The sequence below is a fragment of the Streptomyces akebiae genome (genome assembly GCF_019599145.1).
GTDB lineage: Bacteria > Actinomycetota > Actinomycetes > Streptomycetales > Streptomycetaceae > Streptomyces > Streptomyces akebiae.
This window is the reverse complement of the sequence record NZ_CP080647.1, coordinates 2,223,741-2,237,444: the sequence shown is the minus strand read 5'-3', so window position 1 is coordinate 2,237,444 and position 13,704 is coordinate 2,223,741. Positions and strand designations below refer to the sequence as shown.

Here is a 13,704-nt window from a genome sequence, read left to right as displayed (position 1 = left end):
CCCCGCCCCCCAGGCGTCCGCCCGGCCCCTGGACGCGCCCGTCAGCTCACCCCGGCTTGCGCGCCAGCACGTACGCCTGAGGGGTGTTCGCCGTGGTGCCGGGCCCGTCGGCCTCCCGCACGAGCCGCGCCGACTCCACGAACCCGGCGTCCCCCAGCATCTCGGCGATCCGGTCGGGCGGGAAGCGGTGGACGTCGAGGTCGAGGGGGTGACCGTAGGCCTGTGTCAGGTGGACCGACTCGTCGCCCACCTTGTACGCCATCGCGAGGAGCCCGCCGGGGGCGAGGATCCGATGGAACTCCCGGAACACGCACGGGAGTTCGGCGGGCGGGGTGTGCACCGTGGAGTACCAGGCGAGGGCGCCCGCCAGGCAGCCGTCCTCGAAGTCGAGCGCGGTCATCGTGCCCACGTCGAACCGGAGTCGCGGATGGGCCCAGCGGGCCACGGCGACCATCTGCGGAGAGAGGTCGATGCCACAGATGTCGAGCCCCAGCGAGGCCAGATGCCCGGTGATCCGCCCCGGCCCGCACCCCAGGTCCGCGACGCGTCCGCCCCCGGAGTCCAGCACCCGCTCGGCGAACACGCCCAGCATGGCCCGCTCGAACGGGCTCTTCGCCAACTCGTCTCTCAGCAGCTTCTCGTAGTCGGTGGCGACCGTGTCGTAGGACTCCCGGGTGGTGTGGTGGTGTGTGGTCATGGTTCGGACAGTAGTGGGAGGGTCTGACAGCGACGTCCGCACCGTGGCCGACGACCGGGCCGCCGGGGCGGCCGACTCAGCCCGTGCTCCGGCCGTCGGCCGAGAGCAGCCCGTCCATCGCGCGTCCGAACATGCGTCGCGACGTCCATGCAAGCGGTCGGTCGAGGAGGCCCGGCAGCCATCGCACCCGCAGGTCCTCGCGCCAGACCGTGCGGGAGGCGCCGTCACCGTACGGATGGACCTCGATCTCGGCCCAGCCGGTGACGAACGAACCACGCTTGACGAGACGGCACATCCCGGGAGCCGCGGCCTCCGGCGGCTGCCAGACCGTGACCTCCATCGGGTCGTCGAAGGCGAGCGGCCCGACACCGCTGCGGGCCACGAACACCGTGCCCTCACCGGTCGGCGCAGGCGTGCGCACGGTGACGCGGGTCAGCGGCACGACGTCCGCGTGCCGGGGCCAGTCGGTCAGGAGCCGCCAGGCGCGGTCCGCGGGGAGCGGGGTGAGGCGTTCCAGGAGGAAGAGAACCACGGGGCGAGCGTAAGGGAACAGCCGAGGAGGAGGCGGGTGCCGGGGGCGCGCGCAGGGTCGCGCGCCGGGGTGCTCCGACACCCTCCCGGCCCGCCCGGCCCGTCCGGCACACCCGCCGCAGCGCCCCTATCGCCCTGCCACGCCGTACGGCACGATGAGCGCGACCGCACGCCCGCCCCTGGCCGGAAGGTGCTCGTGGACGCTGATCTGCACGACAGACTCGACGAGTTGCAGCGCGATCCGTATCCCCTCTACGCGCGGGCCAGGTCGGCGGAGGGGCTGACGTACGTCCCCGAGCTGGACTCCTGGCTGGTGGCCCGGGACGCCGACGTACGAGAGGTGCTGCGGCGTCCGGAGGACTTCTCCTCGGCCAACGCGCTGCGCCCCGACGTCATGCCCGCGCCCGCCGCGCTGGCCGTGCTCGGCGGCGGTTTCGGCGGCCGTCCCGTGGTCGTCACCGCCGACGGCGCCCTGCACCAGGAACTGCGCGCCCCCATCGTGCGAGGCCTGTCGCCGGCCCGGGTCGGCGCCGTCGTGCCGTACGCCGCAGAACGGGCCGCCGCCCTGGTCGACGACTTCGTCAAGAACGGCGAGGGCGGCCGCGTCGAGTTGATGTCCGCGTACGCGGGGCGGCTGCCCGGGGAGGTCATCGGGCGTCTCGTCGGGTTCGACCCGGACGACGTACCGGCGTTGGTGCACGGCGGTCGCCGGGCCGAGCAGTTGCTGTTCCGGCCCATGGCGGAGGCCGAGCAGATCGCGGCGGCCGAGGACGTGGTCGCCACGGCCCATCTGCTCGACGCCTTCGTGCGGGCCCGGCACGCCGACCCGCGCGAGGATCTGGGCACCGAACTCATCGCCTCCGTCGCCGGACCGGACGCCGCCGCCGAGCTGACCCTCGACCAGCGCCACCAGGTCGTGGCCCATCTGCAGAACCTGCTCATCGCCGGACACCTGACCACGACGGCCCTCATCGGGACCACCGTCCTGCACCTGCTGCGCGACCGCCGGCAGTGGGAGCTGCTCTGCGCCGAACCGGAGCGCATCCCGGCCGCCATCGAGGAAGCCGCCCGCTACGACACCGCCCTGCAGGGCTTCCGCCGCGTCACCACGCGCCCGGTCACCCTCGCCGGCACCGAACTCCCCGCCGGGACACCGGTGTTCCTCGCGTTCGCCGGCGCCAACCGCGACGCCTCCCGCCACCCGCGCCCCGACGACTTCGACATCGCCCGCCCCTCCGGCAGCCGCCACCTCTCCTTCGGCCTCGGCACCCACACCTGCCCCGGATCGCAGCTCGCCCGCGAACAACTCCGCGTGACACTGGAGCTGTTGACCAGCAGACTGCCGGGCCTGCGCCTGGCGGAGGGCCAACGGATCACCATGCGACCGACGTTGATCCATCGTTCCCCGGAACGCCTCGAACTCCTCTGGTGACCTGCTGGACCTCCCGGAGTCCCTGCCCGGTGCAGGCGCGCGGCGGCCCCGGCGCGCGGGCGGCGCGGGTTCACACGTCCAGCAGGTCCCGCGCCGCCACCGGCATCCCCGTCTCCAGCGACCGGTTCGCCGCCAGCCCCGTCACCAGCGACCGTGCGCCGTCCACCGCGTCGGCCGCGCGCCCCAGCGCGTCCGGCACACGCGCCCCGAACAGGTCGGCCAGCATGTGGACGTCTCCACCGCCGTGCCCGCCCGCGTCCGTCCCCACCTTCACCTCGCGCGGCGGCTCCCAGAAGCGGCGTACGAGCAGCTGTGTCCTGCCGGGTTCCTCGCCCGCCTCGGCGCCGTGCAGGACGGGGCTCGCACCGGTGACGGGGACGTGCGGGCGGGTCCAGACGGACTCCTCCACCAGCCGTTCGACGCGTCCCTCGCTGCCGTTGAAGGCGATGCGGTACCCCTCCCAGGGCGCGTACGCCGTCAGGTGGTACGTCAGGGGCGCCCCGGAGGCGTACCGCACGAGGACCGCCATGTCGTCCTCGATGGTCACGCCCGGGCCGAAGACGTTCCGGTCGCGGTGGTAGCCGTCCTCCCGCTCGTGTTCCTCGTACCGGGGCCGCCGGCGTTGGCGCTCACGGTCGTCGACGTACGCGGAAAAGAGGTCGCTCCGCGGGAGGGCCTGTGATGGGCTGACCCCCTTGACGGGCCGGCGCGCGTGACGGGCGGCGCCTCGGAGGTCCCGCGAAGGGGGAGCGCGACGGTGAACAGACGGCGCCGGAAGAAACTGTCGCACCGGCTGGTGTCGGCCGCGTCGATCGGCGACACCGCCGTTGTCGACGCACTGCTGCGCGCCGGCGCCCCCGCCGAGACGACGGACGCCGAGGGGACGACACCCCTGTACGCGGCGGCCGTCCACGGGGCCGCCGACACCGTCCGCCGGCTGCTCGCGGCCGGGGCCTCGCCCGACACCGAGAGCGGGCACGGCACGGAGGGCACCCCGCTGTGCGGCGCCGCGTGCTGGGGACACACCGAAACGGTGCGCGCACTCCTCGCCCACGGAGCCGACCCCGACCTCCGCGAGGACCACGGCACGGGCCGCTCCCCGCTCGACTGGGCGGCCTCCGGTCCCCACCCCGGGACGACGGCGCTGCTGCTCGCGGCGGGAGCCCGGCCCGCCCGGCTGGGTCAGGGCTGGGCGGGGTGAGGGCCTGCGCGGGTTCAGAACGCGTACGGTCCGAACCGGCCCCAGGCCACCACGGCCGCCAGGACCAGCAGCACCAGACTCGGTGCCGTCTCCTTGGTCTCGCCGCGGCGGAGGTGGAAGACGACCGCGCCGAGCATCGTCACGGCGAGGCCGGTCGCCGCGAGCGGGACGAACACCGTGGCTATGTCGAGGACGGCCGGCAGGATCAGCCCGACGGCGCCCAGGGCCTCCAGCGCGCCGATGGTCTTGACCATGCCCGGGGAGAACGAGTCGACCCACGTCATGCCCGAGGCCGACAGCTTCTCCTTGGACTGGGTGGTCTTCATCAGGCCGGCGGCGAGGAAGGCAGCCGCGAGCAGGCCCGCGATGATCCAGAGAGTGACGTTCATGGCAGGTTCTTCCTAAGGGGAGGCATGGACGAGATGACTTGAATGTTCAAGGCAAGAGAGGGCTCAACGTAGGGCCGAGCGACTTGAAGCGTCAAGCCGATCGGCACGTCGGCGCGGGCTTGGTCGATGGCCACCGCACGTAGAGTGGGCGCCATGGAGACACCCCAGCAGCCGCGTTGGCTGACCGACGAGGAGATGGAGACCTGGCACGCGCTGGCGGGCGTGATGGTCAGACTGCCGGGCGCGCTGGACGCGGAGCTGCAGAGGGGCGCGGGGGTCAGCCACGTCGAGTACCTGGTGATGGCGATGCTGTCCCAGACCGAGGGGCGCACGCTGCGGATGAGCGATCTGGCCGGGCACACCGGTTCGTCGCTGTCCCGGCTCTCCCATCTGGTGAAGCGGCTGGAGAAGAGCGAGTGGGTGCGCCGCGAGCCGGACCCCACCGACGGGCGCTACACGCTGGCCGTCCTCACGGACGCCGGCCACGCCAAGGTCGTCGAGAGCGCCCCGGGCCACGCCGACGCCGTACGCCGCTTCGTGTTCGACGCGCTCACCGGCGCTCAGCAGCGGCAGTTGCGGGACATCGGGCGACGGATCTGGCGGACCGTCGCGCCCGACGACCACTGTCTCCCGCCGCCGAGCTGACGGCCCGTCCCCTCGTCAGGACCCTGCTGCCGCCGCTCGGCGCCCGGCCGGCGCGCCGACCTCTCAGTGCCCGCCCGGCGGGCCGGTGGTGCCCCGGACCTCCAGCGTCGGCGTGGTCAGGACGACCTTGGCGGGACGTGCCGGATCGGCGATGCGGTCCAGCAGGCACTGCGCGGCGGAGCGGCCGACGTCGTGGCTGGCGTTGTCCACGGTGGTGAGCCAGAGGTGGCGCAGCCGTGAGACATAGGTGTTGTCGTAGCCGACCAGGGAGAGGTCGCGCGGCACCCTCAGGCCCAGTTCCTCGGCGGCGGAGAGCGCGCCCACACAGGCCATGTCGTTGAACGCCACGACGGCGGTGGGGCGTTGGGGGAGGTTCAGCAGCCGGACCGTGGCGCGGTAGCCGCCCTCCTCCGTCAGGTCGCCCCGTTCGACGGTCGCCAGATCGCCCAGCCCGTGCTCGCGCATCACCGTCTCGAAGCTGCGGCGGCGCAGCGCCCCGACCACACCGTCCCCCGCGATGTGCGCGATGCGCCGGTGCCCGAGCCCGATGAGGTGCTCGGTGGCGAGACGGGCGCCGTGCTGGTCGTCGCCCGCGACGACGTCCACCTGGGGGAGCGTGGGTTCACGGGCACCCGCCACCACGGTCGGGATGAGCCCGGCGGCCGTGCGCAGCGCCTCGGAGGGCGGCAGGGTGCCGACCGCGATCAGCCCGTCGACCCGCAGTTCGGTGAAGGTGCGGGTGAGGTCCTCGCCGAGCCGCCGGTTGAGATGGCCGTCGGCCAGCAGCATGCGCAGACCGTTGTCGTGCAGCTGGGAGTTGAGGCCGTCGAGCAGCTCCACGAACCAGGGGTTGCGCATGTCGTGGAGGAGGACGCCGACCGTGCGGGTCCGGCGCTCGCTCAGGCTGCGCGCGGCGGCGTTCGGCCGGTAGCCCAGCTCGTCCACGGCCGTCAGCACGGCCTCCCGCTTCTCGGGGCGCACCTGGTCGGAGCCGCGCAGCACCAGGGAGACCAGCGACTTCGACACGCCGGCCCGCTCGGCGACATCGCGGATCGTCGGGGGTCTCATGGCGTGGACCGTTCCATAGCCGCAGTGCGGTTGTCAAAGGGTGGCACAGGGCTTGACACCGGCGAAGACGGCCTCGCAGAGTGGGCGGCGAACGATATGGAACGGTCCAAGAAGCGGGCCGGTGATTCCGGTGAGGGGCCGAGGAAGGCCCGGGAAAGGGCAGTCATGGTGAGTGGGCTCGGTGTCGCCGTCGTGGGGTTCGGCTGGATGGGACGGGTGCACACCCAGGCGTACGCGCGGGTGCCGCACCACTTCCCGCGGCTCGGCCTGCGGCCCGAGCTGGTCACCGTCGTCGAGGACGTGCCCGGACGCGCCGAGGAGGCGGCCCGGCAGTTCGGGTTCGCCACCACCGCCCGGGACTGGCGGGACGTGGTCGCCGACCCGCGGATCCAGGCGGTCAGCATCACCGCGCCGAACTTCCTGCACCGGGAGATCGGCGTGGCCATGGCCGAGGCCGGCAAGCACATCTGGATCGAGAAGCCGGTCGGGCTCACCGCCGCCGACGCCCGCGCCGTCGCCGACGCGGTCGAGAAGGCCGGCGTCCAGGGCACCGTCGGCTTCAACTACCGCAACGCGCCCGCCGTGGAAGCCGCCCGCGAACTGATCACCGCCGGTGAGATCGGCAGGGTCACCCATGTCCGCATCCGCCTCTTCAGCGACTACGCCGCCCATCCCGAGGGGGCCCTGACCTGGCGGTACGAGCGGCAGCGCGGGGGCAGCGGGGTCCTCGGCGACCTCGCCTCGCACGGGGTGGACCTGGCCCGCTACCTGCTCGGCGACATCGCCTCCCTCATCGCCGACACCGCGATCTTCGTCCCCGAGCGGGCCCGGCCCTCCGGCGCCACCGCCGGCCACACCCGTGCCTCGGGCGGCGAACTCGGCCCCGTCGAGAACGAGGACTACGTCAACTGCCTGCTCCGCTTCGCGGGCGGCGCCCGGGGCGTCCTGGAGGCCTGCCGGGTCTCCGTCGGCGAGCAGAACAACTACGGCTTCGAGATCCACGGCACCGAGGGCGCGCTCTTCTGGGACTTCCGCCGCATGGGCGAACTGGGCGTCAGCAAGGGCGACGCCTACCAGGACCAGTCCGTCCACACCCTCTACGTCGGCCCCGGTCACGGCACGTACTCCGCCTTCCAGCCGGGTTCCGCCAACGCCATGGGCTACGACGACCTCAAGGTGATCGAGGCGTACAACTTCCTGAGCTCCATCGCCGACGGCACCCCGCACGGCACCACCCTCGCCGACGCCGTGCACAGCGCCACCGCGCTGGACGCGATGAGCCGCTCCGCCGAGTCGGGGGCGTGGGTGGACCTCTGAGCGGGCCGTTCGCGGCCCCGGACCACCGTTGCCCGGGCGTCAGTTGCGGACGAGCAGCTGGAAGTCGAACGAATAGCGCGAGGCCCGGTAGATGTGGGTGCCGTACTCGACCGCGCGCCCGGTGTCGTCGTACGCCGTGCGCTGCATGGTGAGCAGTGCGGCGCCCTCCGGCTCGCCGAGGCGGTCGGCCTCCTCGGGCGTGGCGATGCGGGCGCCGACACTCTGGTGGGCGCTGTGCAGGGTGATGCCGGCGTTGCGCATCATCCGGTACAGGCCCGTCGACTCCAGGCGCTCGGTGTCCAGGTCCAGCAGTCCGGCCGGGACGAAGTTGGAGAGGAACGCCACCGGCTGCCCGTGGGTCAGGCGCAGCCGCTCGAAGAGGTGCACCTCGGCGCCCTCGGCGATGCCCAGGGCGGCCGCGACCTCCGCGGAGGCCTGCCGGAGCTCGCTCAGCAGCACCTTGGTGGTGGGCTGCTGACCGGCCGCCTCCAGGTCGTCGTACAGGCTGCTCAGCTCCAGCGGCCGTTTGACCTGGCTGTGCACCACCTGCGTGCCGACGCCCCGGCGGCGTACGAGCAGGCCCTTGTCGACGAGCGACTGGATGGCCTGCCGTACGGTCGGCCGGGACAGGCCCAGACGGCCGGCGAGCTCGATCTCGTTGCCCAGGAGGCTGCCCGGGCCGAGCGCACCGTGCTCGATCGCCGACTCCAGCTGCCGGGCCAGCTGGTAGTACAGCGGCACCGGGCTGCTCCGGTCGACGCTGAGGCCGAGACTCCCTGTACTCCCCGTAGTCGTGCTGGTCACGCCCATGAGGGTATCCGTCCGTCCGGATGACAGGAACCCCTGTCATCGCATTGTCCTGACAAGCCCGGAAGGTTCGGCGACCACCGTCAGAGGTGGCGGCGCTGGTTGGCCACCTCGCGGTCGTACGTGGTGCGCGCCTCGACGGCCGCCGGCCGGGAGGCGGTCTCCGCTACCGGGACGTCCCACCAGGCCTGGGCCGGAGGAGCGGTGGGCGTCGGGTCGGTCTCGACGTACACACAGGTGGGCCGGTCCGAGGCGCGGGCCGCCGCCAGCGCGTCGCGCAGTTCCTTCACGGTCTTGGCGCGGAGGACGTCCATGCCGAGGCTGGCCGCGTTGGCGGCGAGGTCCACCGGGAGCGGGGCGCCGGAGAAGGTGCCGTCGGCGGCGCGGTAGCGGTAGGCGGTGCCGAAGCGCTCGCCGCCGACCGACTCGGAGAGACCTCCGATGGAGGCGTAGCCGTGGTTCTGGATGAGGACCAGATTGACCGGCAGCCCCTCCTGGACGGCCGTCACGATCTCCGTCGGCATCATCAGGTACGTGCCGTCCCCGACCAGCGACCAGACGACCGTGCCGGGCGCCGCCTGCTGGACACCGATCCCGGCCGGGATCTCGTAGCCCATGCAGGAGTAGCCGTACTCCAGGTGGTACTGGCGGGGGCTGCGGGCCCGCCACAGCTTGTGCAGGTCGCCGGGGAGCGAACCGGCCGCGTTGATGACGACGTCCTCGTCGCCGACGACCGAGTCCAGGGCGCCGAGCACCTGGGTCTGGGTGGGCACGGCGTGCTCGTCGGCGGCGCTGTAGGCCGCTTCGACGACCTGCTCCCAGCGCTCCTTGCCGGCCCGGTACTCGGCCTCGTACGCCTCGTCCACCCGGTGCCCGTCCAGCGCCTCGGTGAGTGCCGTGAGTCCGGCCCGGGCGTCGCAGACCACCGTCCGGGCCGCCAACTTGTGGGCGTCGAAGGCGGCGACGTTGAGGTTGACGAATCGGACGTCCGGGCTCTGGAAGAGGGTGTTGGAGGCGGTGGTGAAGTCGGTGTAGCGGGTGCCGACGCCGACGATCAGGTCGGCGGTACGGGCGATGTCGTCGCAGACGGCCGTGCCGGTGTGGCCGATGCCGCCGAGGTCGGCCGGGTGGTCGTACCGCAGGGAGCCCTTGCCCGCCTGGGTGGACGCGACCGGGATGCCCGTGGCGTCGACCAGCGCCCTCAGCGCCGCCTCGGCCTCGCTGTGGTGGACGCCGCCGCCCGCGACGATCAGCGGCCGCCGCGCGGCACGGATCGCCCGCACCGCCTCCGCCAGCTCGACCGGGTCGGGGAGAGGGCGGCGTACGTTCCACACGCGCTCGGCGAAGAACTCCTCCGGCCAGTCGTACGCCTCCGCCTGGACGTCCTGCGGCAGGGCGAGGGTGACGGCGCCGGTGTCGACCGGGTCGGCGAGGACGCGCATGGCGTTCAGCGCGGCCGGGATCAGTGCCTCGGGGCGGGTGATCCGGTCGAAGTAGCGGGAGACGGGGCGCAGGGTGTCGTTGACCGAGACGTCCGCCTCGGTGGGGTGCTCCAACTGCTGGAGCAGGGGGTCGGCGGTGCGGGTCGCGAAGTAGTCGCCGGGCAGGAGCAGTACGGGCAGGCGGTTGATGGTCGCCAGGGCGGCGCCGGTGACCAGGTTGGTGGCGCCGGGGCCGATGGAGGTGGTGACCGCCTGCGCGGAGAGCCGGTTCAGCTGGCGGGCGTGGCCGACGGCGGCGTGCACCATGGACTGCTCGTTGCGGCCCTGGTGGAACGGCATCGTCTCCTCACCGGCCTCCAGCAGCGCCTGGCCCAGCCCCGCGACGTTGCCGTGGCCGAAGATGCCCCAGGTTCCGGCGATCAGCCGGTGGCGCACACCGTCGCGCTCGGTGTACTGCGCGGACAGGAACCGCACCAGCGCCTGGGCGACGGTCAGACGGCGGGTGGGGGACTGGGACATCGGGACCTCACTGGGACGAAGGGTTGTCGGGGCGGCGGGCTGGTTGCGGGCCGGGGGTTCCGGGGGAGGGGCGGGGTGTGGCGGGTTCTTGTGCGCCGGCGGTTCAGAGCAGTCCGACCGCCGTGTCGACCGCGGTCTCCACGTCGCCCTCGGCGGGGTAGAGCAGGGAGCGGCCGACGACCAGGCCCTGGACGGTGGGCAGACGCAGCGCCTTGCGCCACTTCTCGTACGCGCCCTCCTGATCCTTGCCCACTTCGCCGCCCAGAAGCACGGTCGGCAGGGTGGACGTCTCCAGGACCTCGCCCATGGCGTCCGGGTCGTCGGTGACGGGCAGCTTCAGCCAGGTGTACGCGGAGGTGCCGCCGAGCCCGGCCGCGATGGCGATGGAACGGGTCACGGCCTCGGCGCCCAGGTCGTTGCGGACCTTGCCGTCCACCCGGCGGGAGATGAACGGCTCGACGAACAGCGGCAGTCGGCGCGCCGCCATGTCGTCGACCGCCCGTGCCGTGGAGTACAGGGTGCGCAGGGAGCCGGGGTCGTCGTGGTCGATGCGCAGCAGGAGTTTGCCGGCGTCGAACCGGAGCCGCTCGATGTCCTCGGGGCGGTGGCCGGTGAAGCGGTCGTCCATCTCGAACGAGGCGCCGGCGAGTCCGCCCCGGTTGAGGGAGCCCAGGACGACCTTGCCCTCCAGGGCACCCAGGAGCAGCAGGTCCTCCAGGATGTCGGCGGTGGCGAGCACGCCGTCCACGCCGGGGCGGGCCAGGGCCACGCAGAGCCGTTCCAGGAGGTCGGCGCGGTCGGCCATGGCGAGGGGGCGGTCGCCGACGCGGAGCGCTCCGCGGGCGGGGTGGTCGGCGGCGACGATCATCAGGCGGCCGGTGTCGCCGATGAGAGGGCGGCGGCCGCGACGGGCCGCGGCCTCGGCGACGGCCTCCGGGTGCCGGGCGCGTACGGCGGGGAGGTCGGGGATGCGGATGGTCAAGTGGGGCTCCGTTCGGTGGGTTGCCAGGGGTTCGGGTTCGGGTTCGGGGGTCGGGTGGGGTGCGTTGTTCGGGTGCGGGTGCGTGGGGCTTCTCGCGCAGTTCCCCGCGCCCCTAGAAGCCCAGGCCCTGCAGGCCTGGAAAGACCACGGTCCTGCGGGCCTGGAAAGACCACGAAGAGTCGCCGGCCCTGCGGGCCCCCATAGGCGACGGTCCTGCGGGCCTCATAGGCGACGGGGCTGCGGGGTGAAAAGCACGGGGCGCAGCCCCTGCTTTTCAGGGGCGCGGGGAACTGCGCGAGCAACCCCCACGCACCCGCACCCGAAGAACGCACCCGACCGCCCCCTCACCCCACACCCCCACAACCTCACCCCCCACCGCTCAACAACTCCTCCACCTCCCCCTCCGTCGGCATCGCCGAAGAACACGCCAACCGTGACGCGACGATCGCCCCCGCCGCGTTCGCGTGGCGCATGATCCGTTCCAGGTCCCAGCCCCGCAGCAACCCGTGGCAGAGCGAACCCCCGAACGCGTCCCCCGCCCCGAGCCCGTTGACGACCTCCACCGGCAGCGGGGCCACCTCGGCGACCGTGCCGTCGCGGTGGACGGCGAGCACACCCTTGGGGCCCTGCTTCACGACCGCCAGCTCCACCCCCGCCTCCAGCAGCGCCTCCGCACACGCCCGCGGCTCCCGCACGCCGGTCGCCACCTCGCACTCGTCGAGGTTGCCGACGGCCACCGTGGCGTGCCGCAGGGCCTCGGCGTAGTACGGGCGCGCGGTCTCGGGGTCGGACCAGAACATCGGCCGCCAGTCGAGGTCGAAGACGGTGGTGCCGGACCGGCCTCGGGCCTTGAGCGCGGCGAGCGTGGCCGAGCGGCTGGGTTCCTCGCTCAGGCCGGTGCCGGTGATCCAGAAGACACGGGCCGCGCGGATGGCGAAGCAGTCCAGTTCTTCGGTGCGGATCTCCAGATCGGGAGCCTTGGGGCGGCGGTAGAAGTACAGCGGGAAGTCGTCCGGCGGGAAGATCTCGCAGAACGTGATCGGGGTCGGATACTCCGCGACGGGCGTGACGAAGCGGTCGTCGACCCCGAACTCCTTGAGCGCCTCGTGCAGAAACGTGCCGAAGGGGTCGTCCCCGGTCCGGGTGATCACGGCGGTCGTGTTGCCCAGCCGTGCGGCGGCCACCGCGACGTTGGCGGCCGATCCGCCGAGGAACTTCCCGAACGACTCGACGCGCGCGAGTGGGACGCCGGTCTGCAACGGATAGAGATCGATTCCGATACGACCCATCGTGATCAGATCGAAGGATTCGCCGGGCTCGGGCATGCGCGTCGCTCCTCGGGTGGGGGGATGCGGGCCACCGGAGACCCGCGGCGCGCGGGGATGCGCATGCTCGGGTCCGGATGTATCCCAGATTTAGGGCCCGAACCGACCCCCTGTCAAGAGTTTGTACTGACATTCTGACCTGCTCGTGAAATGATGTCTTAACAAAGTCTTGACAGGGGGGTCCGTCAGGGGTTTGTATCCCGTCCCAACGAAACAGCGCAGTCGGCCTACCGGCACAATGATCCGGACTTCGAACGTCCGGGCTCGCGCGGGCATCCGCTCGACGCTGTCCCGTTCCCTTTCCCCCTGTCGCACAGTGAGGTGCAGGAAAGATGGACCGCACGTACTCCCGCTCACGCAGAGTGGCCCCCTTCTTCGCCATTGCCGCGGCTTCCGCGCTGCTGATCGCCGGCTGCTCCAGCGACTCCGGCGGCAAGGAGGCCGAGGAGGGCGGGGCAGACGCCTCCGCGGGCAAGGCCAACACCCCCCGGATGAAGGTCGCGCTGGTCACCCACCAGGCCCCCGGCGACACCTTCTGGGACATCGTCCGCAAGGGCGCCCAGGCGGCGGCCGACAAGGACAACATCGAGCTCATCTACTCGGCGGACCCGAACGCCGGCAACCAGGCCAACCTCGTGCAGAACGCGATCGACCAGAAGGTCGACGGCATCGCCATCACCCTCGCCAAGCCCGACGCGATGAAGGACGTCGTGGCCAAGGCGACGAAGGCGGGCATCCCCGTGGTCGGCCTCAACTCCGGTCTGAGCGACTGGCAGAACCTCGGTCTGATGTCCTTCTTCGGGCAGGACGAGAGCGTGGCGGGCGAGGCGTTCGGCAAGCGGCTGAACGACGTCGGCGCCAAGAAGGCCGTCTGCGTCGTGCAGGAGCAGGGCAACGTCGGCCTGGAGCAGCGCTGCGCGGGCGTGGAGAAGACCTTCGAGGGCGACACCGAGATCCTCAACGTCACGGGCACCGACATGCCGTCCGTGAAGTCGACCATCAGCGCCAAGCTCAAGCAGGACGCCGCCATCGACTACGTGGTCGCCCTCGGCGCCCCCTACGCCCTGACCGCGGTCCAGTCGGTCGCGGACGCGGGCAGCAAGGCGAAGGTCGCCACCTTCGACCTGAACAAGGAGCTGACGGACTCGATCAAGAGCGGTGACATCCAGTTCGCGGTGGACCAGCAGCCGTATCTGCAGGGCTACCTGGCCGTGGACTCGATGTGGCTCTACAAGAACAACGGCAACTACAGCGGCGGCGGCGAGGAAGCGGTGCTGACCGGCCCCGCGTTCGTCGATGCGAAGAACGTCGACACGATCGCCAAGTTCGCCGCGAAGGGCACCCGGTGA

14 protein-coding genes are annotated in these 13,704 nt (G+C 72.3%); 5 read left to right on the top strand and 9 right to left on the bottom strand.

Features of this window, described 5'->3' with window-relative positions:
- Positions 1 to 46: 46 nt before the first annotated feature.
- Positions 47 to 697: a class I SAM-dependent DNA methyltransferase gene (locus K1J60_RS09815; RefSeq protein ID WP_220645871.1), complete on the bottom strand. Its 651-nt coding sequence runs from the start codon at positions 695 to 697 to the stop codon at positions 47 to 49.
- A gap of 76 nt (positions 698 to 773) precedes the next feature.
- The gene (locus tag K1J60_RS09810) at positions 774 to 1,229 is read right to left on the bottom strand and encodes an SRPBCC family protein (RefSeq protein ID WP_220645870.1); all 456 of its coding nucleotides are present in this window, start codon (positions 1,227 to 1,229) and stop codon (positions 774 to 776) included.
- Between the two features lie 195 nt (positions 1,230 to 1,424).
- Between K1J60_RS09810 and K1J60_RS09805 the strand changes: the two genes are divergently transcribed.
- Positions 1,425 to 2,660 carry a cytochrome P450 gene (locus tag K1J60_RS09805; RefSeq protein WP_220645869.1) on the top strand — a complete coding sequence of 412 codons (1,236 nt, stop codon included), beginning with the start codon at positions 1,425 to 1,427 and terminating at the stop codon, positions 2,658 to 2,660.
- Positions 2,661 to 2,730: 70 nt separating this feature from the next.
- Here the strand turns inward: K1J60_RS09805 and K1J60_RS09800 are convergent, their stop codons facing one another.
- Positions 2,731 to 3,207, bottom strand: coding sequence for a hypothetical protein (locus tag K1J60_RS09800; RefSeq protein ID WP_398683167.1), 477 nt, complete (start codon positions 3,205 to 3,207; stop codon positions 2,731 to 2,733).
- Positions 3,208 to 3,417: 210 nt separating this feature from the next.
- Between K1J60_RS09800 and K1J60_RS09795 the strand changes: the two genes are divergently transcribed.
- Positions 3,418 to 3,861 (top strand): ankyrin repeat domain-containing protein, encoded by a 444-nt coding sequence (locus tag K1J60_RS09795; RefSeq protein ID WP_220645868.1) that lies wholly within the window; start codon positions 3,418 to 3,420, stop codon positions 3,859 to 3,861.
- A gap of 14 nt (positions 3,862 to 3,875) precedes the next feature.
- Here the strand turns inward: K1J60_RS09795 and K1J60_RS09790 are convergent, their stop codons facing one another.
- Positions 3,876 to 4,250: a DoxX family protein gene (locus K1J60_RS09790; RefSeq protein WP_220645867.1), complete on the bottom strand. Its 375-nt coding sequence runs from the start codon at positions 4,248 to 4,250 to the stop codon at positions 3,876 to 3,878.
- Between the two features lie 153 nt (positions 4,251 to 4,403).
- Between K1J60_RS09790 and K1J60_RS09785 the strand changes: the two genes are divergently transcribed.
- Positions 4,404 to 4,895 carry a MarR family winged helix-turn-helix transcriptional regulator gene (locus K1J60_RS09785; protein WP_220645866.1) on the top strand — a complete coding sequence of 164 codons (492 nt, stop codon included), beginning with the start codon at positions 4,404 to 4,406 and terminating at the stop codon, positions 4,893 to 4,895.
- Between the two features lie 63 nt (positions 4,896 to 4,958).
- Here the strand turns inward: K1J60_RS09785 and K1J60_RS09780 are convergent, their stop codons facing one another.
- Positions 4,959 to 5,963, bottom strand: a complete 1,005-nt coding sequence (locus K1J60_RS09780) for a LacI family DNA-binding transcriptional regulator (RefSeq protein ID WP_220645865.1) — start codon at positions 5,961 to 5,963, stop codon at positions 4,959 to 4,961.
- A gap of 165 nt (positions 5,964 to 6,128) precedes the next feature.
- Here K1J60_RS09780 and K1J60_RS09775 point away from each other — a divergent pair, with 165 nt between their 5' ends.
- Complete coding sequence (locus K1J60_RS09775; RefSeq protein ID WP_220645864.1) at positions 6,129 to 7,280, top strand: Gfo/Idh/MocA family protein; 1,152 nt, start codon at positions 6,129 to 6,131, stop codon at positions 7,278 to 7,280.
- Positions 7,281 to 7,319: 39 nt separating this feature from the next.
- Here the strand turns inward: K1J60_RS09775 and K1J60_RS09770 are convergent, their stop codons facing one another.
- The 4 genes from K1J60_RS09770 to iolC form a co-directional block, all read right to left on the bottom strand.
- On the bottom strand, positions 7,320 to 8,090 hold the full coding sequence (locus K1J60_RS09770; RefSeq protein WP_220645863.1) for a GntR family transcriptional regulator: 771 nt from the start codon (positions 8,088 to 8,090) through the stop codon (positions 7,320 to 7,322).
- Positions 8,091 to 8,170: 80 nt separating this feature from the next.
- A complete protein-coding gene (gene iolD / locus K1J60_RS09765; protein WP_220645862.1) occupies positions 8,171 to 10,048 on the bottom strand; it encodes a 3D-(3,5/4)-trihydroxycyclohexane-1,2-dione acylhydrolase (decyclizing) in 1,878 nt (625 codons plus the stop codon).
- A 103-nt stretch (positions 10,049 to 10,151) separates the two neighbouring features.
- Positions 10,152 to 11,030 (bottom strand): Cgl0159 family (beta/alpha)8-fold protein, encoded by an 879-nt coding sequence (locus K1J60_RS09760; RefSeq protein ID WP_220645861.1) that lies wholly within the window; start codon positions 11,028 to 11,030, stop codon positions 10,152 to 10,154.
- Positions 11,031 to 11,395: 365 nt separating this feature from the next.
- Entirely contained in the window at positions 11,396 to 12,355 is a 960-nt protein-coding gene (iolC, locus tag K1J60_RS09755; RefSeq protein ID WP_220645860.1) for a 5-dehydro-2-deoxygluconokinase, read from the bottom strand.
- A 332-nt stretch (positions 12,356 to 12,687) separates the two neighbouring features.
- On the opposite strand from iolC, the gene K1J60_RS09750 reads away from it, so the two are divergent.
- A complete protein-coding gene (locus K1J60_RS09750) occupies positions 12,688 to 13,704 on the top strand; it encodes a sugar ABC transporter substrate-binding protein (protein ID WP_220645859.1) in 1,017 nt (338 codons plus the stop codon).